The organism is Dictyobacter vulcani, from assembly GCF_008974265.1.
Taxonomy (GTDB): Bacteria; Chloroflexota; Ktedonobacteria; order Ktedonobacterales; family Ktedonobacteraceae; genus Dictyobacter; species Dictyobacter vulcani.
Map to the genome: position 1 here is coordinate 1,710,148 of NZ_BKZW01000001.1, position 21,661 is coordinate 1,731,808.

Consider the following 21,661-nt stretch of genomic DNA (forward strand, 5'->3'; position numbering starts at 1 on the left):
CTATGCCATTCAATCGTGTGAGTAGAGCTAGCCGCGTGTGAGCGGCGTTCACGATTGCTTTTGAAAAAGCCTGCATGCTATTGTTCTTTCAGGCAAATTCTTTGTATCAAACCAGCCAGCAATGGTCCACGCTGGGAAATTGAGGCTACCTGCATATGTTCGCGATCCAGATTATGCATGCCTCCTCCGACAAGACCCAGCGTGTCCAGGGTGGGGATACCAGCAGACATCAGGACGTTGGCATCCGAGACGCCACCTTTGGGTTCGGCTTTGAGCGCGATGTCCAGGGCCTGTCCCTCAAGCACGGCCTTCTCTACCAGCCATTGTACACCAGCAGTTGGTTCATAAGGATGGCGGCCTGGATGACGCGTCAGGGTCGTGTAGGTGTCTGGTATATTATGATTGGAGGCGATATGTTGCAGGGCCGCTGCGGCCGCGTCCAATCCATGTGGACTAAATGAGCGCACAGAGATCGCGCAACTGGCCAGATCGGGGACGACATTGAGTTGTTCATTACTCTGGAGCCTGGTGATGTTGAAGGTGACACCTGGAAATAAGGCGTGCAAATTTTGGATGGCCAGAATTTTATGCGCCAGTTCCACCACGGCCGAGCGCCCCTTGAAAGGTTCGACTCCAGAGTGGGCCGGGATTCCTTGCACTTTCAGTAAATATTTATCGGTCCCCTTGCGCGAATGAGTCAGCGAGGTTGTCTTGCCTGCAGGCTCTAACACCAACGCATAGTCAACCTCGCGCGCAATTTCACGGATCAAAGCTGTACTTCCTGGCGAGCCAATTTCTTCATCATTATTAAAAAGAAAAATCAGTTCGCCATAGTGATCGAAATCAGCTTCCAACAACGCACGCACGGCATAGATACCCAGGATTACGCCAGATTTCATATCCAGTACCCCGGGACCCCAGGCAGATCCATCTCGTATGGCAAATGGCTGCTTGTCTACAGCTCCTGCCGGATACACTGTATCCACATGGCCCACAAGCAAGATACGCTGTTTGCCACGTCCCTTTCGTCGCGCCACCAGGTTATTTCCATATTCAGAGGATGGATGCAATGTGACCGTGAAATCATACTCACTCAACCACTGTTTCAGATGATCCATGATACGGTTCACACCCTCAATCTGTCCTGTGCCCGAATCAATATTGACCAGTGTACTTAAACGCTGCAGGTATTCTTCCTGATAAGCTGCAAAGCTTGAGAGGTAGTTTTGTGCATAGGTAGCAGTCTGTGACATAAATAACAATCCTTCGTCGTGCGTGGTGTAACATCAACAGTGAGGTTAGCCTGCTGCCATTGTATCACAGCGTGTGGGGAGACCCTCTGTGAAAAGACCGGCAGGTAAAACTATCCATGCCGGCCTTCCCCAGGAAGAAAAAGATTTAGAATAATGACGTTACATGAAATCCTGCTCGTGATACTGAAATGTCTGGCGCAACCGCTTGTATGCCATACTCAGTGAGGCAGCATGTCGACTGCGCTCCAGAGGATCACGCGAGAGTGTGCAACGATACGCCCGTAAATCGATGCCGACTGCTTGAAACGCACTCAGTAACTGGCTGGTCTCTCCACTTAGATCCGCATGATTGGCCAGATCAATCAAAAGAGCAGTGCGCTGCTTGATTGGAAAATCCACGATCAGGCGTGCCAGGGCCATGAGTACCGAGATACGCATCAGACTATCCAACGCTATTTCTGAAGGATCAACATCATCCCCATTTGCGAGCAGATAGGAAATCTCACCAATCGGGTTGAGGCATGGACGACCATCAGGCGCAATTTCCGGCGGCGAAGATCACGAAAATGATTGTGCGCCACGGTCCGCCCAAAACACAAGTCATCGAATGAATAGGGCATCCCCACGCCCCATTTTCAGCCCAGTCCGCGTATATTTTAAGTCGAATAACCGCCTCCTTGCAATATATCCCATCCCAGCCAGATATCCAGTTCCTGAACCCATGCCAGGACCGTTACCTTCCCAGAGGGAATATACAACAGAAGTATAAGCCGCAAATGTACTGTAAAAGTTATAGACAAGAATTCGAAACATGAGAAGCCAGAGCGCGATGAACGCCAGGGCGCGCCTGTGCGTCAAAAGACCCTTGATCCCAGCGATCCGCACACGCCGGTTGGCTGCGTATTTTGACGGCTGAATTGAGGCGTGGCTATCGTGCTGGGATGAGCGCCACCCGCCACCGGAGCCAACCGCCGCCGCAAACGGTTCGTCCCAAACAAAGATTTCAATCCAGAATAACGCATCAGACACATCGCTGACTGATTGGCGATCATTGGTCTGCACAACTGGTCGATAAACAGCCATAAGTTGTAACCTCCAGAAAAGATAGGTCAGCCTCAGAAAACCTATCTAAAATGTGGCGCCTCTTTATAATGCTTGCTTCTTGCCACCAGATATTATTCTCTATCTCACCCATACGTGTTGCATTCACACTAATTGTCCTCACCTAAAACTCTTCTCACCGCTCTTATCATCGACTTATCCTTATCAATTTTATAGCATACTAGAGTTAGTAATTCAATGTTTTCTCATGGTTTGACAAATATTTTTATATTTTTGGCCAAAAACGTCAATAAATATAAGCATCCAGGCAACCAAATTATGACCATTATGGTTAGATTACCTTACCACTACATAAGAAAACATGAATATTTCAAAAATTGGTGGTATGGTATAGAACAAGTCTGACCAGACAAGTTGCTTTCTTAGCGAGTAAAGTGATATATAGTAATCTTTTTCAAGCATACACACAGTTTTTTTAATACACCAATCGCCAAAACGTCATATACAGGTGTACAAGCTATTCGAGCATGTGTTATGATAGGCAGGAATTTTGAAATACGTGGGCATTCCCCACCGTATTTTTTTAAGGAAATAATGGTGATGGACGAGCGCAACCTACAACGAATCGCCAGACATCTCAAAGATGAGGCGGCGCAACGACGAGTTCACCACAACATTCTGCGCGGGCGCAACGAAGTCACAGTGACAATTGGAAGGGCATCACGCCTGTTTGGCTTTAGTGAAAGTCAACTACGTGATTGGGAGAAGATGGGGTTGATTAAGCCAATACGCCCAATAGAAGGTACGGATTCGCGCCAGATAACGGGACAGCGTCAGTATTCATTTGCCGAGTTAGATAAACTCGCGATTATCCGTGAATTGCTTGATGAGGCACACTTAACGCCAGGGGCAATTCCAGCGAATATCGATGAAATCTGGTCAACGCTGGCCTCCCCACCTTATGCACCAGAGAATCAGGGGTTGGAAGAGGATAGGGACTATACAACTTCACTGACAACCATTCCAGGCTCACAGTATGACAATATCAATAAGCGCATCACCATTGCTTACCGCGACCTCATGGCCTGGCGTTTCTATGCAGCGCGGGTCCTCTGGCTCGGCTTGCTTTTAATCTATGAGGATGTACCAGGCTTCTATGCAGGCCTGGTTCTACCTGCGCATGAGCATAATCTGGATGAAGCCATACGCGATCCCGGTCAATTACAAATGGTTGGTGAATCATTAGTAGGTTGGCTCGGTCAAACGCGTTCGTTTTTTACCTTTCTTACGCCAGCTCCCACGTTTGAATATCCTAGCGATTATATTGTACTGCCATTATGTCCCCCCGAACTAAGGATGAGGTTTCCTGGTTCAGTCGCCAATCGTACACTGATTGTGGTACAGCGTGATGAAGTCCCGCATGTACGCCGTCAGGAAAAGGCTATACGCACCGTGTTGCGCCTGCTGGAGCCACTCTATCAGGATCAACAGCTATGGCATCACTATCTTGGCGAAGGAATGCAGGATCTGGTTACGCCATCCATGGACTTTACCCCCAAACTTACGGATGCACTGCTCACAGGACTTACTGATATGGTTATACGTCTTGGGGGGAAAGCTTTTGATGGACAAGATCACTGGCAGGATTGTTGCATTCTTTTACCCGGCAATACAAGTCTCCCTCTACAACAGCGTAGCCTGGTTGTTCGCGCCAAGAGCCGCAATGCGCGTCACACTGTTGGTGTAACTTCAGTGGCACCTGAACGCCATGTGACAAACTTGAGTATCCGCGCTTACCAGGGTAGCCATATCATTTATCGGTCCGAACTGGCTCGTGAAGATATTATGGCGATCTCACGCGAAATAGAGGGACCGATCCAGTCGAACATTGCGGTTCCAATTGGGGGTGAGAGCGGCCAACCGCTGGGTGTCCTTTATGTCACATCCTATAATCAGAATGCCTTCAGCGAGGAAGATCAACGCATTTTACGCATTATCGCCAAGATCGCTGAAGAACTACTTTATACCTATCAAATCCGGCAACATATCGCTGATACGCTGCCCGATCTACTGGAAAATCCTAGTATTGTCGATCCTCTTTTTAAAGACTTTGCTTCGGAAAATGATTTTCTCTATGACCTGGGGGAAATCCTGACCACGATCAAAGAGCAGGTGGAACGAAGCCAGGAGAATATCATCCCCACGGAGATGGATGGTCCGGTGAAAGAAATTTCTTTTATCGCGATAGATATCGATAGTAATGTACAAGAATCGATTGCCAATAGTTATGGTGATTCAACGTTGCACAATCTCTCAATGGCCATTGGGTTGCGCATCCACGATCTCTTGCCCGCGCTCTTTTCAAATCATTTGAACTGCAAGCTCTACCATATCTATGGCAGTATATATTGTCTCCTGCTACGTGGTTTTACCCTGGAACGCACAAAGAGCAATGCCGAACGCCTGCGCAAGGCTTTAGAGGGAAGTATCGCGGTCAAACAATCAGAACTACCAGGCGGCACACTCACCCTACCGGATATATCGGTACACCTGGGTGTTACCTGGTATCCTTATGACAAACTTGCAGAATTCCTTGCCCCTCATCATATGCGATCAGTGACCGATGTACGTTCAACCTTGTATCATTCATTGGATTTTGCGCTGAAATTAGGAACAGATACCGGAGGCAATGTCATCTATGGCTGGGATCCTGTAACCCAGACCTATACACCGCATCAATCAGGGGAGGAACAAAAAAAATAGATATATGCTAAGGCACAGATGGAAGATGGAGGAGTGTGATTGATGTTAGTGAAGATATTTGTTTTAGGGCGGCCTGGTAGTGGAAAGACGACTGCAATTCATCATCTTCTTACGTTAGCACGCCAGCACAATTACTCTGCCCAGAGTATAGATGACTATAGTATTCTTTACCGTATGTCACGCGATGAGGCACATCGTGAACAGTTTCGCAGTACGGCCTATGGTGGCTTTGATGTGCTCGATCTCTCAATTTTTGATACTGCCCTCGAGATCCTGGAACAACAGGTTCGCACGATGTCAGATCAGGAGAGCGATGGCATTATCACGATTGAGTTTGCCCGCAATGATTATTGTCAGGCCTTGAGTAAATTTAGTCCCGATTTTTTGAAAGATGCCTATGTCTTTTTTGTCGATGCAGACCTGGATACGTGCATTGAACGCATTTATCAACGCGTGACTTCACCCCTGGCAACCAATAATCACTTTGTCTCGGACTATATTATGCATACTTACTATAGCAATGATAACTGGTCCTATGTGAGTACACAGTTAAAATCCGCTCATCATATCTACAAAGATGTACGGTCATTCCGCAATACTGGCAATCTACCGCAATTATTGAATGCGGTCGAGGATTTTGCAGAGATGATTTTTCACACAGAATTTTGCCAGGAGGTGGAGGCAGATCAAGCCAAACAATTAGCCCACGTTTAAAGCAATAACGAAACGCCCGTGTAACGAGAGGCTCCGTTGCCTCTCGCCCAGCGGGCGTTGAAAAATTCTTTTATGAGCGCAAAGCCAGTACTAGACTTGCACCTCGTGCTTCAGGCGCTTGTAGGCAATGCTACGTAACGCTGCATCTCGTCCCCGGACCGTTGGATCCTCAGGACGAGGTCGTTTATAATCACTGAGCTGAAGTCCAACATCGGATAGGGCTTGCTCTAATAATGATGGCTCTCCATCTAAATCGGACATATTTGCCAGGTCCGTGAGCAGGGCTACTTTTTGTCCGCGTGGGAATCTGGCCACGACCTGGGCAACAGATATGATGATTGAGTCCAGCATTAAATGATCTAGCGCTATTTGGGCAGCATCAACGACATCCGCTGCGCTGATATTGCTATCAAACGTCTGCTGCTCATTTTCATCCAGGGTCGGGCGTACCAGGCACCAATCTTTTTTGCGCCAGTCACGAAAATAATTAAGCGCAATAACACGGCTGAGCGCCTTGAGAGAACCAATCGGCCCTCGATCTTCGCGCTGATGATAACGAAAGGTGCGCATAACCGCTTCATGGGAAATATCTTCTGCAATTTCTCTCTGTTGACCATACCAGGATGACACACGAGAATCACGTACCCATATCTCGACAAGCGGCAAGAGCCAGTTGTAGAGATCGTACCACGCCTGCCCATCAATTACGTCGTATGTATCCAGGCGAGCAGTTGTTGCATCTTTTAGCATAAGATGTACCTCCCAGGCATGTCATCCAATCGTATACATCAAACCTGTCGTGCTCAAATGGCGTTTATGACTGGTTTTCCGCACCTACGGTCTCAATCAGCTTGTGCTACAACACCGACACGACGTATTGCTGAAAATAAACTTGAACCGTTCAAAGAAAATGAACAACCGGGCTCTGCTAAGACGACGGTAGTAAATTTTTTAATCAATAGAAGATTTTTCTGAAGAATGTTTACAATCAAGAAGAAAATTGCTATATTTAATGTATATGGTACCTGAGAAGAAGTTTTTTGTCAATAGTCTGCAAGAAAGTTCCAGATTATTATGAGCGAAAGGTTATCTTTATCAAGTTTCCTCATGACCATATCAACTTTTCTAAGATAACTGTTCTTGTCCTGAGAAAATCTTCTTGCATCGATAGTATTCTATTCAATTCAGCAAAAAACCTCATATGTCTGGTCTAAAATAGGTATACAAACTGATACAATTGTGGTAACATTAAGCCTGTGTTGCATCAGCCCTGAGTTTTTCTGCACTTTTTCAGGGAGGCAAAGATGGATGTGCGAAGTAAGCAATCAATACAAGAACACTTGCAAAAAGCGGATGTACAGCAGCGCATTTTGCAAAATATCCATAGAGGGCGTGATGAAGCGACGGTAACGATCAGTCGAGCCGCCGAATTATTTGGTATTACAGAAAACAAGTTACGCGACTGGGAAGAATATGGATTTCTCAATCCACTTCGCCCTGGTGGTCCTAAGGGACGACGCCTCTATACACCAACTGAATTAGATAAGCTCGCGATTATCCGTGAGCTCATCAATGCAGGCTATTCTGCCAGTGATATTCCCCCGGATATTGATAAACTCTGGCTAACCATTCGCTCTCTTAACGAACTCGTCGCGCCATCCACGGCTGCCATAGGACCCATAAATCCGGCAGACGAACTCTCAATCAATCAACGCATTGCCCGCGGCCGGGATGAGGTTTTCTGGAGTTTTTTTGTGCCTCGAGCGCTACGACTGGCGCTTAAACTGATCAGTGGAGATATGCCCAACACTATGGCTGGACTTATCTTGCCGCTATCATCAGAGGTAAAGTCTGAGGTGATCCATCGCGTTGAGGATCTGGAAATGTTGGGGGAGTCGCTGGTAGGCTGGCTCAGTCAGAGTGGTTCATCGCATACTTTGTTGACCTCGCGCCCCTGGTTCCAATATGCCTCCGACTTTCGCGTTGAGCCGCTTCAGGAGCTGCGGTCCGCTCCATCACAGGACCAGCACAGCCGGGATAATACATTTATCATTTTGCAACGCGAGACAAGTCCACTCACCTTAAGTAATGAGATCGTTGAGACGATACATCGCTTACTCCAACCACTGTATGAGAATGTAGAACATTCCCGCACCTGCCTGGGAACAGGGACACGCGATATTATTGATTCCGCGACCGATCTCTACAATAGCATGAACTATGATGACGCGATCCTCAATGGTCTGGCCGATATGGTCATACGCCTGGGCGGCATCAGTGGTACTGGCCAACCACGCTGGCGCTTTTGTTGGATCTTGCTACCACGAGACATCTCTTATCCGACCAATATGAGTAATATGACGATCCGGGCACAAAATCAAGATACGACCTATACAGGAAAGGTAAGCTTTTCTGTCCTGGATAAACAAATGAGTTACCCGTATATTCGCGCCCTGCATAGTCGCCATACTATTTATGAGCCAAATATTCCGGCTTCAGATACCCAGGCAGTACTGCGTGATCTGGATATACCGCTGCGTTCCTCAATCTCGATGCCTATTTCAGGTGAAGATGGTATTCCACTCGGGGTGCTTTATGTCTCGTCTCATCTGCCCGATGCTTTTACGACAGATGATCAACGCCTCCTGCGCATCATTTGCCGCATGACCGAGGAGTTGCTCAAGACCTATTGGATTCGCCAGCAATCAATCAAACATCTAACCAGTTTAATCAAGAAACCAACCGTGGTTGATACGCTCTTTGAGGGCTTCGCTTCTGAAACTGATTTTAATAAGGATGTTGAGGCTTTACTCAATACCCTGCAAGTTAATCGGCAAACAAAGGGCAAGAAAGAAAAAATACTGGATAAGACGGTCTCCTTTATTGCGCTGGATATCGATAAATATAGTAGCCTGGCCAATAAGTATGGCGAACGCCTGGCTCGCAACCTGACGCGAGAAGTTGGTCTGCGCATTCAGGAACAAATTCGGACCTTCTTCAAGGAATATCCAGAGTGCCAGCTTTATCATATCTATGCCGATCGCTTCTTTATCCTGCTGAGAAATACTTCGCTGGAACAGACACGCGAACATGCTGAACGCCTGCGCGTCGGCGCTATGGGTCCATATAAACTGGATGCGCTGCGCGTCTTCGCCGATCAACAATCACGCCCGGAAAGCCTGATTGAATTGACTGGCATCACGGTTCGCTTTGGGATTACCTCATATGCCTATCTCAAGCTAGATGAAATTCTTCACGAACATACGCCTGAATTCGCTGTGGCCGAAATTCGTTCAATCATCACGTCCGCGCTGGATGTAGCTCTGGTGAAAGGACAGGTCGAAGGGGGCAATGTCGTTGTGAGTTGGGATTATGATCAGCGAAACTTTATTCGCTGGTCGCCACAAAAAACAAAGTAATCTCTTCTGTAAGTTTTACGGCTTTCATTTTCTATCGAGGATATATTTCCTTACATCCCAATAACTCTTATCAATCCTATTTACAGTTACCTCCCATGATATATACGCGTTACGTGTATATTAACAATACCAGCGCCTCTTCCATCCTTCACTTACAACAACGCACATCAATCTATGTATGGATTCATTTATCGTTTGACGAGAGTAAGAGGTGGTATTACAAGATGGGAGAATAGCCTTTATGGCGATCACTATTTTTTTATTAGGACGACCTGGTTCTGGCAAGTCAACGGCGGCTCGATACATACATCTCTTGACCAAAAGATACGGGTGGTCGGCCATGCACATCAATGATTATCCTTTTTTGTTTGCACAGTTTAAGGCTGATATTCACCATCACAAATTCAAACCCTCGGGCTGTGGTGGCTTTGATGTGACGGATTTTTCGGTGCTAGATGTCGCGTTACATGCTATCGAGCAAGAAGCGCAAAAATATTTAGCCCAACCACATAAATTGCTGCTCCTCGAGTTCGCACGCAATGATTATATACAGGCCCTCAAGCAGTTCCAGCCTGCGTTTCTGCGCAATTCTTACTTCATTTTTTTTGAGGCAAATCTCGATATCTGCGTGAATCGCGTCTACGAAAGAGCCTATCATCCGACCAACCGGGATGATCATTTTATTTCTGAGGAGATGATCAGAAGTTACTATCAAGAAGAAAATGATGAGTTGCTTATCTATCAATTACTGGCGCAATATGGTATTAGTAAGAAGAGGATATGCATTATTCAGAATACTGGAACCCGGAAGAAGTTTTATGAACACCTGCGGTACTTTGTCTCTGGCTTCTTGAGTAAGAAATCGGATGAGCCAACGCATACGCAAGAACCTCAATCCGATTGTAAAGAATACTCGATGGTCTATTCGACACCTTCGGCAGCACACCAGGCATACGAATGGCAATCTCAACCTAATGATTCAGATGCATCACAGATTTGACGTGTGTGGTACAGTATGATTGAAGTATCCCCCTAGTAGTTGATAGGAGATCCATGACGAGTGGCATCTACACATACTCCCTTTGAGAAGCTAACTCCGATCCACCCTAATCGTCGTATTACTTTAGAAACTGGGAAACAACCGATAGCGCCACGCATGATTGATCTTCTGGTGCCGCTCGGCTTTGGACAGCGCGCACTGATCGTTGCTCCTCCCCAGGCAGGCAAAACGACGATTCTTCGCCAGATCGCAGCAGCCACGCTTCAGAATTTTCCCGAGGCACGCCTCTACCTTTGCCTGGTCGATGAACGACCCGAGGAGGTGACGGATTGGCGCACAGAGGTACGCGGTTCGCAGGTGCGACTCTATGCCTCTAGTTTTGATCAAGAGTCTTCCCGCCATGGGCGCATTGTGGAACAGGCACTACAAGATGCCAGGCGTGAAGCAGCGCAGGGCCGCGATGTGGTTATTATACTTGATTCTTTGACGCGTCTGGCACGCGCTCATAATCTAAACTCTGATATGTGGCAAATGCCACGTAATCAGCGCGGTGGTGGCTATGGTGGCGGTAGTCGAACACTATCTGGCGGTATTGATGCTCATGCGCTTGAGATCGGTCGTCGTGTATTTGGTGCGGCCAGAGCGCTTGAGGAAGGTGGCAGCCTGACTATTGTAGCCAGTTGTCTGGTTGAAACCGGCAGTCGCCTGGATGAAGTGGTGTATGAGGAATTTAAGAGCACAGGCAATCTAGAGATTCGTCTGTCTCGCGAGATGGCTGACCGCCGCATCTTCCCGGCCATGGATATTACTGCATCCAGTACACGCCAGGAGGAGCGCCTTCTTTCATCCACCGAACTAAATGCCACGTCTATCGTGCGCCGTCGCATGGCGGATATACCCCGTCGCGATGCATCCGAGCAAGTCATCCAACTCTTTGAAAAAACACCTTCTAACACCCAATTGATAGAAGCGATCGTCAAACAAGGATAAGATTGTAAACACGAAAAAACGCCTGAAATTGTCAGGCGTTTTTTCGTGTTTACAGCACTCAGCCGCACGCGGGCACTAAAGTGCCCATACTTCTTTTATTATGTTGTGTCAAAAAGTGTGCGCTGCACACTTTTTGACACAACATAATAAAACCCTTGTTCGCACCGCGGGTGAGAAAGTCCATGGCGAGAAGCTATGGAGCACACGGGAATCAAACACAAACTAAAGATAAAGCTGCGGTAGCGATGTGGTACAATACAGCAAAAAGTGTTTTATTATTCTGGTTCATGCGCATAGCATTGGATATGAATGCGTCAAATCTCGTCATATTTATGTAGCACTCAGTTGATTATAATTTCTGTTTATCTACATCCAGACTGGAGAAAAAACCTATGCGTTGCCCCCATTGCGGTGGACTAAATCCAGATAATACCAGTTACTGCATACGCTGTGGCCGTAATTTTACGCCTCAGCAACAAAATGCCGGTCGCCCTAACCAACAACGAGCCGTCTATCCTCCTAATCCGGCCCGACCTTTTGTTCCATCTACTTCACAGCAACCAGTATATCCTCCTGTACAGCCTCGGCCAGCCGTGACGCCTCCAGCACGCCCGACAGTGACCCCACAACCTCCGCGTCAGACAGCGAATCAACCTGCCTATGCACCACCCTCTGCCTATCCTCCTGTGCAGCCTTACCCTCCTGTACAGCCTTACCCTCCTGTCCGACAGCCTGCCCAACGTCCCACACGGGTGATTCAGGAGAATGGCTGGCCGGTGGAGAAGCCGTTACCGCCTGCTCCAGAGCCACCTGCTCCATTTCCACCACATACCCTGGCTCAGCTCAAAAAATTGGAAGAGGGGGCACTGGATTATAAAGTTTTGCATGAGGATGATGGTTATGGCCAGAAAAAGGTGATCCGCATCCTTTTCCAGCATTGTGTCCAGTGGCAACAGATTGCAACCTTGTCGAAGGCCTTCAGAGAGCTTGACGATAAAAAATTTGAGACAATTGTTATACAGGGTGTGTATAATCAAGAGCGCAACGTCTATGAGTACACCAATGGGCAACTCATTTTCGATCGCAACGTGCGCCTGGGTAGCCAGACCCAGCGACGCTTTCAGCTTGAAACGGATAATGGCTATTCAATGGAAGCGTTGCGCATCGTGCTATCTGAGTAGCTGGCAATAACAATTGGAATAACGGCATATGCAAACGGTTGAACTTATTACCAGGAAGAGGGATGGGGGAACATTCAGTACAGAAGAGATTCGCTGGCTGATTGCGGGATACACGCAGGGAACGATTCCTGATTATCAGATGGCCGCCCTTTTGATGGCGATCTATTTGCGTGGCATGGATGCGCGTGAGACAAGCGATTTGACATTGGCTATGGTCAACTCTGGTGAGCAGCTGCGGGTGAACACGCAGGTATCACCAGTGGTTGATAAACATAGCACCGGTGGCGTTGGCGATAAAGTGACGCTGGCGGTAGCTCCACTGGTGGCTGCTTGCGGTGTCGCTGTGGGCAAGATGACGGGCCGTGGCCTGGGCCATACCGGCGGTACAGTTGATAAACTGGAATCAGTAACAGGGTTTCATGTGGAACTTTCACGTGCTGATTTTATGCGCATCTTACAGGAACATCAGATTGTGCTTGCCGGACAATCCAGTGATCTGGCACCTGCCGATGGTAAATTGTATGCGTTGCGCGATGTAACGGGCACGATCGAGAGTATTCCGCTGATTGCTTCCAGTATCATGAGCAAAAAGATGGCGGTTGGGGCTTCACATCTGTTGCTGGATGTGAAGTTTGGCTCCGGCGCGTTCATGAAAAATAGAGAGCAGGCACGCCAGCTGGCTCTGGCGATGGTTGAGATTGGTCGTGCGGCAAACCTGCATACCGTGGCAGCGATCACGTCAATGGAGCAGCCACTGGGATATGCGATTGGTAACGCGATTGAGTTACGCGAGGCGATTGATATCCTTCATGGCCGTGGTCCTGCAGATGTGTCGGAACTCTGTTATCATGAGGCCGCCGAGCTACTGGTGATGACAGGTAAAGCTGCAGATCTGGAGACAGCTGATCAATTAGTGACCGCTGCTATTCAATCCGGAGCAGCCGTTAAAAAGCTGGCGGAAGTTATTGCCGCTCAGGGTGGCGATGCCCGGCAAATAGAAAATCCAGACCTCCTGCCAACCGCGCCGATCCGTGTTATGGTTCCGGCACCACAAAGCGGCTATATCGCGGCCATCAACGCCGAAGGAATAGGTCTGGCCAGCATGAGTCTGGGAGCTGGACGCTTCAAAAAAGGCGATCCTGTCGACCATCGTACAGGCTTGCTGCTAAAAGCCAAGATCGGCGACTATGTGCAGGCAGGTGCGCCACTGATCGAGATTCATGCCCGCAATCCAGAGGAGGCCCAGAACATTCAATCGGCCCTGCTGGCCTGCTATCAGTGGAGCGAGAGGCCAGTACAGGTTCTGCCATTGATCTGTGATATTATTCGTCCTCAAAAGTAACCAGGAAGGTAATAAAGAAGTCCACCCACTGTCATACTGGTGGACTTCTTTTTGTCGGGCAGAATAATCAATGAAAACACAAAAAAAGCGGAGCTACTTCAGAAGTAACTCCACTTTTTTGCTGGTAGCGCATACGGGATTCGAACCCGTGATCTCCGCCTTGAGAGGGCGATGTCCTAAACCGCTAGACGAATGCGCCTTATGTTATGTCATAGGGGTTCCACACTAAGTCATGCTTGCTTTCCCTACGGCTCATGTATTATGCCATGGCTCTGGTGATTTTGTCAAGAGGGTATTTCCATGATAATGTATCCGTGGCTAAGGGTTGAGATTCCAGACTTCAAAGAAGAGATCGTGAGAGGTTTTCCACCAACTTTCCCCAGTCCATCGAGCATGGAGCCGTCGAACTTGCAGATAGATGGCTACCTCGGCTCCTCTCTGGCTCCCGAAGGTCACTGCCTGAAAGAACTTGCGGCGCAGCTCCCGATTCGTGCGCTCTAAGAGAGAAGTCGTGCGCATCCATTGAGGAGCCAGGCCGATAATCGCATAGAAAACGAGTGTTTGCTCGAAATCACGTTCAAACGTTGCGACCGATTGGGGAGCTCGCTCTCGCCACTGCTTACTCCATTGAACCAGGCGCTTGCAGGCATCACTGGCATTTTCCGCTTGATAGACAGCAGCAGCTTGCTCCATCAATTGCTTTCGCAGATCGTGGTTGTCTTTGCCTTTGAGTTCACTGCGACACTTCGTCGCCACATTCTGCAATTTGTGAAAGATACACCGCTGCTCAGGTACTGTGGCCCCATAAACCAGGGCTAAAGCCTCTCCTAACCCTCCACTGCCATCACGTACAACGAGTTGCAATCCCTGTTCCGGTTGGCATCCACGCTTCCAGAGTCGATGGACCAGCACTTCCCACTTCTGATGGCCTTCGCTCCGCGCTATCTGCCAATCTAGCACCTCCCGTCTGCCATCCAGCCAGAAGCCAATGGCTACCAGGACCACCATCTTTTTGCCGCTTCGTTGACGTCGTTGCCTCTTCCGTGCATCTGGTTTGATCTTCTCCTGTTGGCTTTGGATCGTGATCCAGATGCCATCCAATTGGATGACAGGAGGAACATCGCTGATCGGTTCCGTGTGCACGTGCGCGACCAAAGGCTCGATCTGATTGATCCGTTCATTGAGCGTGCGCAGTCCCACGCTTCCCTCTACCGTAGCGCTCCACCGTTCTTGTAGCTGCCGCAAACTCTGGCAAAAGCCACTCCCGAAGAGTACATCCTGATCCAGATCCATCCAAAACCGTCGATATTTTTCGACAATAGCAAAGTGGCAGACCACATCATGCTGGCATGCTTGGCATTCTAGCATGGGAACACGCACGTCGCTCAGGTGACCCCAGCCCGTTGAGAGACTCCGGCGGTAATGGCCGTCGCGCGTCATCTGATTGGCGTCGATGCATCCGCAGTGGCCGCACTGCCAATCAATTGGGCGCGGTTGCCCGCTGATCCGGCGACTTTCCCCTTTCTCCCGTCCCAGTTTGACGCTCACTTCGGCTTCCAGAAACGCTTCCAGGATTGGCTTGATAGCTGCTCTGGCGGCGGCTCTCGCTTGCTCTTGTACGGTTTGGAGCACCTACCTACGCTCCTGACTCTGTAACTTTCCTTGTGAAAACGGTAGACGCATGGGACTGAAGACTCCTTGGGGTGTAGATAATGTGGGGTGTCAGGGAATTCGGCGTTCGTGTTCTGTTGGCTCTTTCGCGCCAGAGTGCCAGGATGTCAAACCCATCATGACAATCATGAAGCACGCATCGCTGATACTTGAAACACGATGGTCGTGAAGACAGCGGCCAGGGATACATCACGTTTGCCCTGGCCGCTTCTTTTTTAAGAGCGCGTCTGCTCTTGATACCAACGGACAGTGGTATACAGAGCCTCATCCAGCGGAGTGCTGTGCAGACCGAATGTGTGTTCCATTGCACGCGCATCCACGATGTGTGGCTCGGTATATTGATAGAAGAGTTCGCGATACTCTGAAGCAAAGGTCTCGTCGAAAATGCCCAGTTCGCGTGCCTGGTCAATGGAAGTGACGGAGAAAAGGGACAACGGATGCCCCAGTGCTTGCTCAATCAACCGGCTCACTTTACGTGTTGAGATCGCAGGAGCAACGGGCAACAGCCAATCGTGGCCAAGAGCCTCTTCATATTCTCCCAGGACAGCTAGGCCCTTGGCAATATCTGGCATATAACTGTAGCTGTGAGGCAGATCGATATTGCCAAGGGTCAGGATCGGCTGGCTGGAGAGCGCGGCGGGAAAGACATACTGACCCAGCGCTGAATGAAGCACACGCGGGCCGAAGAAATCAGCGGCCCGTCCCAGCGCGACACGAATCTTGCCGGTGCGATGGGCTTGCAGGTAACCCCAGGCGAGCTCGGCACGCAGACGCCCTTTGCGCGATGTCGCTGCGTAAGGCGTCTCTTCTGTCATGGGCTGCCCATGCGTTTCTCCATACACGTAGAGGGTATCGATCACCACCAACTTCGCTCCAGTGGTGGCAGCGCTCTCGATCATATTCTCCTGTAAACGGGGAAGGACCTCCGGCCACTGTTCGTAGGGGGCATGGGTGGCATTGTAGATGACAGATGCGCCTCGACAGAGTTCCTGGGCGATAGCGAGCCTGGAGGCATCACCGGCAACCAGTTCTGCTCCAGCAGGAATTCGTCCCTTTCCACTTCGATTGACGAGGCGAACGCGTTTGCCTCTGGCAAGCAGTTCCTCCGCGAGCGACAGTCCGACCGGACCGGTTCCGAAAATGACATGCAGTTCGTTTGAGCGGTTCATGATAATTCTCCTGTTTCTGATAATACAATGGTTTTTCACATGGTCCGACACGCGAAACATGCCACCGTTAGCCCGCGACGGTGCGTGTTCGCATCTGTGCTCGCAAATGCCTTCCCACGAGAGCCTGAATGACCTCTTCAAGAGTAGCGGCGGCTCCAAACTCCTGACATAAGGTGGAGACCAGACTCGCGGTAGAGGCCAGGGTGGCAGAACGCGCGCGCTTTGGCACGAGCATTTGAAGCGTTTGTAAGGTATGGATATGGCATGCTAACTGTTCAAGCGAGTTGGTACCCATCATGGTGTTCCCTTTCGGTAATGGGCTTCCTTGCTGGCTCTTTCCTGGATCTAACTAACGACAACTAAAAAACCTAACTAAGTTAGATAACAAGCAAATAAAAACAACTAGCTTGCCCGCAAGGAGAAACTCCAGGCTGTCAAAAGACTCTGGATGGTTCGCCAAGCCAGCCGTTCAGCTCGGTGATCCTCTTCCTGGGGACGATCAACAATATACAGGCTGACCACTCCGTGCAGAACGGCCCAGAGCGTCTCCACTGCCTCAGCGGGATCATCCAGCGTGACGCTCCTGGTCTGCGTCCAGAGGGTTAACGCTTCCAAAACGATCTGGCAGATCTCCTGGGCAGCAAGCATCCGCTCTTGTGCATCGAGGGGAACTCCTCCCAGGCCATGCATCATCTGGTACAGCTCAGGATACATATGGGCAAACTGGCAATATGCTTCCCCGATTCTGAGCAATCGTTCTTCGCCATCCTCGGTTGCCTCAAAGGCGCGCTGCATGGCCGCGGCTAACAGACGAAATCCTCCGCGCAAGAGTTCCAGATGCAGATCCTCTTTACTGGCAAAGTACTCATACACCATTGGGGGACTGTACTCGATCTGCTCGGCGATCTTGCGAATCGTGACTGCCGACCAGCCCTCTTGCCGAGCGAGGTGGCGTGCAGCTTCAAGAATTCCCTCCCGCATAGCTTGCTTTTCCCGTTCGCGTCGTTGTTTCAGACCCAACTTCTACCTCCATTCAAAAATCTAACTTTGTTAGAAACACTATACCAGCGAAAGAGCAGAAAGTCAAGCCCATTTTCCTGGCCGATTTCTCCACCTGGTTTCTTCTCCCAACGCGATCCGTCTTGCTCTCTCGTTTGTGAGTTCTCCCTTTTCTCCACCCTTAACCAAGGACACATTACCTTTCCATCAAAAACTGAGGGGTATTTTCCCCTCTCGACGGGTCATTTACAATAGCTGAGAGACACTACTATGAGAGGAAAAAAGGATGCAAGATAATCTTCTATTATTCAGTAATTCGCACACACATGGCATGCGTATGTTTGAACATGCACGTGCTGCGCTCAGCGAGTTTCTCGCGGATCACCACACGGTGTATTTCGCACCCTATGCTGGCTCGGATTATGATGGTTATACCAACACAATCAAGACTGCTCTTGAACCGTTTGGAGTAACAGTAATCGGTCTCCATACCGTTTCTAATCTTCAGCAGACATTACAGGACGCAGAGGTGTTATTTGTAGGTGGCGGCAATAGTTTTCGCCTGTTAAAAACGCTTGAACAATTGGAGATGCTGGCTCCGGTCAGGGCCCGCGTCACCAGTGGAGAGTTGCGCTACATGGGTTCAAGTGCAGGCACCAATATGTCCTGTCCCACCATGCGTACGACCAACGATATGCCGATCGTGCAGCCAGAATCATTCAACGCCTTCAATCTTATTCCTTTCCAGATCAATCCACACTATCAGGATCCTTTATCCAACTCTACGCATATGGGGGAGACGCGTGAGGATCGTATCAGAGAGTTTCTGGAAGAGAATGATGTGCCGGTGCTGGGATTGCGTGAGGGCTCCTGGCTGCGGAAGCGTGGTTCGCAGTTACACCTGGATGGACTGGCAGATGCCAGACTCTTTAGACGCGGGACTGAGCCTCAGGAATACAAACCAGGCACAGATCTTTCCTGGCTACTCACAGAAAAAGCTACCTTCGATCAAAAAGCTTAGTCAAAAAGGCATCAGTCTACCCGGGGCAGACTGATGCCTTTTTCAGATCTCATGTCAGAGAACAGAACCTTATTTGATTCTGGCCTCAAGCGCGCCTAATTGATCGCGCAATTTGCGATTCTCCTCACGGATCTCATCCAGATCGTTGCGTAGCTGTTTAAGCTGCGTTCCGTCTTTGTCTTCCGTGCTGAGTGTCTGAGCAGACAAGCGGAAGCGGCGTTGTATACCTGAATCCAGTTCGGTTTCAGCGCGCTTCTGCAGGATCGATATGGCACGTTTGTCACCAAACTCTGTCAGTCCCATGGCAGCAGTAGATCGGCAAGGTCCCCAGGTATCATGCTCAACGGTATTGATCAGGGCAGTAACGGCATGCTGACGGGCCGCCTGGCTGTACTCACCATGTTGTTGCCCGACAACCAGCAAGCCAGTCAGCGCGGAACGGCGCAGGGTAGGATGGCTCTCTGGATTGCGCGCATACTCTGCCATCAGATCAACCACGCGATCTTCACCGCTGAAAGCCAATCCTCGGAAGATTCCACGCTGAACAATATTGATCCAACTGGGGCGATCTAACTGCTTGATTAAGAAATCAACACTGCCTTCCGTACGTGTGCGCCCCAACGCTTCAGCGGCATTAAATTCAACCAGATAGCTGATATCCCCACGACTGAGCAGGTCGCGCAAGGCCTCTGCGGACCGCTGTGCCAGCTCGCTCTGTACTGGAGTCTGATAGCGACCCAGCGCCAGGGCGATGGCCGCACGGGCTTTAGAGGATTTCGTGGGATCCAGTTCTGCCAGCGCCTTGATCAAGGCTGTCTGAGCCTTCTCATTGCCCAGAGTTGCCAATGCTTTGGCGGCGGTCACCTGTACACCCCAGAAAGGATCTTTGTTCAGTGCGGTCACTAATGCATCCAGGCTACTCTCGTCCTGCTGTTTGCTCAGTTCCTGGGCAGCCTCAACCCGACCCAGGACATCTGGATCGTGAGCTAACTGGTACTGCAACATGCGACTGGAACGCTCAAATTTCAACGTTTTGAGCAGCCAGCCATCTGGATCAATGCGTACCATCACTGGCTCACGCTCCAATGGCAGATAAAAGCTCTGCTCCGCCTGTCCATCTTCACCGAGCTGTACCTGCATCGTAACCGTACGCGTCTGTTTGACCTGCTCTTTCGCGGCTTCTTTATCTGAGGCGGGCAAGGTAAAGGCGATGTCCAGCGGTGTGTAGAAGCAAGCAGTTAAATTATCCACCTTCTGGGTCTGCTTGATTTTCACTCTAGCCAGCTTGCGCTCAGCATCCCAGCTATAGTTCACCTCTAAATCTGGATGTCCACCACCATGAACCCATTGCTGGAAGAAGCGCTCCAGACTACGGCCGGTCACTTCTTCGAGGGTGCGCAGGAGATCAGCGGTCACGACGGCTTTGCCGCGATACGTTTCCACATAGGCTTTCATACCACGGCGGAAACTCTGCTCCCCCAGCTGGTGGCGCAGCATATGCAGTACCCAGGCACCTTTGTTATACAGGTGGCGGTCAAACAGCTCAAAACCACGATCATGATAGACATAATAGACGATCGGACGTCGATAATGGCTGTCCTCATCCAGGTAGCCCAGCTTCTCCTGCAACATCGAGTATTTAAACTCATCATTGCCGAGATCATGCTGTTCCCACATCTGTTCAAAGTAGGTGGCAAAGCCTTCCTTCAGCCAGCCATTCGCCAGATCCCGACAGGTGAGCAGATCGCCAAACCATTGGTGAGCCAGTTCATGGGCCACCACGGGCACCACATCCATATCCAATGCAGCACGCTTATCCGGTAATAATGAAAAGCTGTGTGTGGTGGTTGTGGTATGCTCCATCGCACCGGTGTAGATCTCGACGACGGTCTGGGCATATTTATCATAGGGATAATCTACACCGATGAACTCTGAGAAGAAGCGCATCATCTGTGGTGTTTTGCCCATGAGCAATTGCGCATCTTCCGCACGGTCCTTGCGCACATAGTAGTTGACTGGCTTGCCGTTGTAAGAGTCTTCGATCACCGCAAAGTCGCCGACTACCAGCGAGATAAGATAAGCGGCGTGAGGAACATCGTGCCGCCAGTGGTGGGTTCTGGTTGCGCCATTATCTTTGACGTCGAGCAAGTTGCCATTGGAAATAGTCATAAATTGGGCTGGCACGGTGACGATGATCTCAGTAGTCGCCTGATCATTCAGATCATCATGGCAGGGTAGCCAGTGACTGTTATAACGTGTCTCTCCAAAGGTCCAGGCATGCACTGGCCGGGTTGGATCTTCGGGGACGGGTTTCATAAAATGCAGGCCAATCCGTGGTTTCGCATGATAGGTTACTGCTACTGTGAACTGCTCGCCATGCTTGTATGGCCGATCCAGAATCACCAGGAGCTTGCGGCTGGTTGTGGAATACTCGAGCCGCGTGCCATCCTCAAGTGCGACTTTCTCGATCTGCAATTCTTCAGCATCCAGAGAAATGGTTCGCACCTCTTCATACAGAGCTGCAAAGGTTGTATATGCGGTGCCACTGATGGTCTCCTGGTCAAAGTCCAGCGTGATATCCAATTTCACATGCTGCACATCTGCAGGTCGATCAGGGGCGAACTGCAATTGATCACCAGGCAACTCAAAAGAGCGCGACTTCGGTGATGGGAGTGATTGTTGCTCATTAAAGAACATAAGGCCGTAGCCATTACCCAGTTCAAGGGCTTCCCCACGATGACAGGTAAACAAAATGTTACTCCTACTCTAGTATGAATGTGTCGAACACTGCTATGTATCGATCACAGAGAACATTACCTCTACATCATATTATGATTAGTACTTTTAATCAAACTGAGGCGAAAGCACAGATCATAGAAAGTGGCTGATGCGCAGAATTTAGTGCTTATATGACTGCTCGCAGATACAATCTGGTGAAAAAAGACGCTACCCCAGAGCATGACTCAAGCGTATATGTGTAAAGAAGGAAAAAGAATCCGTCAGGTGGATCTGGCTTTGTTTCCAGCCACTTGCGACAGTGCCATAAAAAAAACTTTGCGAGGCTGATTAATGCAGAA

At 49.5% G+C, this 21,661-nt stretch carries 17 protein-coding genes and 1 tRNA gene; 8 read left to right on the plus strand and 10 right to left on the minus strand.

Annotation, left to right across the window (positions count from 1 at the left end):
- Positions 1 to 77 precede the first annotated feature (77 nt).
- The 3 genes from KDW_RS07145 to KDW_RS07155 form a co-directional block, all read right to left on the minus strand.
- Positions 78 to 1,253: a M20 family metallopeptidase gene (locus tag KDW_RS07145; RefSeq protein WP_151755319.1), complete on the minus strand. Its 1,176-nt coding sequence runs from the start codon at positions 1,251 to 1,253 to the stop codon at positions 78 to 80.
- A gap of 159 nt (positions 1,254 to 1,412) precedes the next feature.
- Positions 1,413 to 1,691: a hypothetical protein gene (locus KDW_RS07150; protein ID WP_151755320.1), complete on the minus strand. Its 279-nt coding sequence runs from the start codon at positions 1,689 to 1,691 to the stop codon at positions 1,413 to 1,415.
- 162 nt (positions 1,692 to 1,853) lie between these two features.
- Positions 1,854 to 2,336, minus strand: a complete 483-nt coding sequence (locus tag KDW_RS07155; protein WP_151755321.1) for a hypothetical protein — start codon at positions 2,334 to 2,336, stop codon at positions 1,854 to 1,856.
- Between the two features lie 579 nt (positions 2,337 to 2,915).
- Here KDW_RS07155 and KDW_RS07160 point away from each other — a divergent pair.
- Both KDW_RS07160 and KDW_RS07165 read left to right on the plus strand, forming a co-directional pair.
- Positions 2,916 to 5,078 (plus strand): MerR family transcriptional regulator, encoded by a 2,163-nt coding sequence (locus KDW_RS07160; protein WP_162005024.1) that lies wholly within the window; start codon positions 2,916 to 2,918, stop codon positions 5,076 to 5,078.
- A 42-nt stretch (positions 5,079 to 5,120) separates the two neighbouring features.
- Positions 5,121 to 5,792, plus strand: coding sequence for a DEAD/DEAH box helicase family protein (locus KDW_RS07165; protein ID WP_151755323.1), 672 nt, complete (start codon positions 5,121 to 5,123; stop codon positions 5,790 to 5,792).
- Between the two features lie 90 nt (positions 5,793 to 5,882).
- On the opposite strand, the gene KDW_RS07170 is transcribed toward KDW_RS07165, so the two are convergent.
- Positions 5,883 to 6,542 carry an RNA polymerase sigma factor gene (locus KDW_RS07170; RefSeq protein WP_151755324.1) on the minus strand — a complete coding sequence of 220 codons (660 nt, stop codon included), beginning with the start codon at positions 6,540 to 6,542 and terminating at the stop codon, positions 5,883 to 5,885.
- Between the two features lie 554 nt (positions 6,543 to 7,096).
- On the opposite strand from KDW_RS07170, the gene KDW_RS07175 reads away from it, so the two are divergent.
- From KDW_RS07175 to KDW_RS07195, 5 genes are all read left to right on the plus strand, one after another.
- A complete protein-coding gene (locus KDW_RS07175) occupies positions 7,097 to 9,211 on the plus strand; it encodes a MerR family transcriptional regulator (protein WP_151755325.1) in 2,115 nt (704 codons plus the stop codon).
- Between the two features lie 241 nt (positions 9,212 to 9,452).
- Positions 9,453 to 10,211, plus strand: coding sequence for a hypothetical protein (locus tag KDW_RS07180; protein ID WP_151755326.1), 759 nt, complete (start codon positions 9,453 to 9,455; stop codon positions 10,209 to 10,211).
- Positions 10,212 to 10,271: 60 nt separating this feature from the next.
- The gene (gene rho / locus KDW_RS07185) at positions 10,272 to 11,201 is read left to right on the plus strand and encodes a transcription termination factor Rho (RefSeq protein WP_151755327.1); all 930 of its coding nucleotides are present in this window, start codon (positions 10,272 to 10,274) and stop codon (positions 11,199 to 11,201) included.
- Positions 11,202 to 11,593: 392 nt separating this feature from the next.
- Positions 11,594 to 12,382, plus strand: coding sequence for a hypothetical protein (locus tag KDW_RS07190; RefSeq protein ID WP_151755328.1), 789 nt, complete (start codon positions 11,594 to 11,596; stop codon positions 12,380 to 12,382).
- A 28-nt stretch (positions 12,383 to 12,410) separates the two neighbouring features.
- Positions 12,411 to 13,724 carry a thymidine phosphorylase gene (locus KDW_RS07195; protein WP_151755329.1) on the plus strand — a complete coding sequence of 438 codons (1,314 nt, stop codon included), beginning with the start codon at positions 12,411 to 12,413 and terminating at the stop codon, positions 13,722 to 13,724.
- Positions 13,725 to 13,846: 122 nt separating this feature from the next.
- Here the strand turns inward: KDW_RS07195 and KDW_RS07200 are convergent.
- From KDW_RS07200 to KDW_RS07220, 5 genes are all read right to left on the minus strand, one after another.
- A tRNA-Glu gene (locus KDW_RS07200) sits at positions 13,847 to 13,923 on the minus strand.
- 119 nt (positions 13,924 to 14,042) lie between these two features.
- A complete protein-coding gene (locus KDW_RS07205; protein WP_151755330.1) occupies positions 14,043 to 15,356 on the minus strand; it encodes a transposase in 1,314 nt (437 codons plus the stop codon).
- A gap of 254 nt (positions 15,357 to 15,610) precedes the next feature.
- The gene (locus KDW_RS07210; protein ID WP_151755331.1) at positions 15,611 to 16,564 is read right to left on the minus strand and encodes an NAD-dependent epimerase/dehydratase family protein; all 954 of its coding nucleotides are present in this window, start codon (positions 16,562 to 16,564) and stop codon (positions 15,611 to 15,613) included.
- 67 nt (positions 16,565 to 16,631) lie between these two features.
- On the minus strand, positions 16,632 to 16,862 hold the full coding sequence (locus tag KDW_RS07215; RefSeq protein ID WP_151755332.1) for a hypothetical protein: 231 nt from the start codon (positions 16,860 to 16,862) through the stop codon (positions 16,632 to 16,634).
- A gap of 104 nt (positions 16,863 to 16,966) precedes the next feature.
- Complete coding sequence (locus tag KDW_RS07220) at positions 16,967 to 17,584, minus strand: TetR/AcrR family transcriptional regulator (protein WP_151755333.1); 618 nt, start codon at positions 17,582 to 17,584, stop codon at positions 16,967 to 16,969.
- 265 nt (positions 17,585 to 17,849) lie between these two features.
- Here KDW_RS07220 and pepE point away from each other — a divergent pair, with 265 nt between their 5' ends.
- The gene (gene pepE, locus KDW_RS07225; protein WP_151755334.1) at positions 17,850 to 18,584 is read left to right on the plus strand and encodes a dipeptidase PepE; all 735 of its coding nucleotides are present in this window, start codon (positions 17,850 to 17,852) and stop codon (positions 18,582 to 18,584) included.
- Between the two features lie 69 nt (positions 18,585 to 18,653).
- Here pepE and KDW_RS07230 read toward each other — a convergent pair whose 3' ends face one another.
- The gene (locus KDW_RS07230) at positions 18,654 to 21,335 is read right to left on the minus strand and encodes a M1 family metallopeptidase (protein WP_151755335.1); all 2,682 of its coding nucleotides are present in this window, start codon (positions 21,333 to 21,335) and stop codon (positions 18,654 to 18,656) included.
- Positions 21,336 to 21,661: the final 326 nt, after the last annotated feature.

Coding starts and splice junctions, on each gene's coding strand:
- KDW_RS07215 (WP_151755332.1), bottom strand. CDS start 16,862: ATGATGGGTACCAACTCGCTTGAACAGTTAGCATGCCATATCCATACC.
- KDW_RS07170 (WP_151755324.1), bottom strand. CDS start 6,542: ATGCTAAAAGATGCAACAACTGCTCGCCTGGATACATACGACGTAATT.
- KDW_RS07155 (WP_151755321.1), bottom strand. CDS start 2,336: ATGGCTGTTTATCGACCAGTTGTGCAGACCAATGATCGCCAATCAGTC.
- KDW_RS07190 (WP_151755328.1), top strand. CDS start 11,594: ATGCGTTGCCCCCATTGCGGTGGACTAAATCCAGATAATACCAGTTAC.
- KDW_RS07160 (WP_162005024.1), top strand. CDS start 2,916: ATGGACGAGCGCAACCTACAACGAATCGCCAGACATCTCAAAGATGAG.
- KDW_RS07145 (WP_151755319.1), bottom strand. CDS start 1,253: ATGTCACAGACTGCTACCTATGCACAAAACTACCTCTCAAGCTTTGCA.
- KDW_RS07180 (WP_151755326.1), top strand. CDS start 9,453: ATGGCGATCACTATTTTTTTATTAGGACGACCTGGTTCTGGCAAGTCA.
- pepE (WP_151755334.1), top strand. CDS start 17,850: ATGCAAGATAATCTTCTATTATTCAGTAATTCGCACACACATGGCATG.
- KDW_RS07195 (WP_151755329.1), top strand. CDS start 12,411: ATGCAAACGGTTGAACTTATTACCAGGAAGAGGGATGGGGGAACATTC.
- KDW_RS07165 (WP_151755323.1), top strand. CDS start 5,121: ATGTTAGTGAAGATATTTGTTTTAGGGCGGCCTGGTAGTGGAAAGACG.
- KDW_RS07210 (WP_151755331.1), bottom strand. CDS start 16,564: ATGAACCGCTCAAACGAACTGCATGTCATTTTCGGAACCGGTCCGGTC.
- KDW_RS07175 (WP_151755325.1), top strand. CDS start 7,097: ATGGATGTGCGAAGTAAGCAATCAATACAAGAACACTTGCAAAAAGCG.
- KDW_RS07150 (WP_151755320.1), bottom strand. CDS start 1,691: ATGCGTATCTCGGTACTCATGGCCCTGGCACGCCTGATCGTGGATTTT.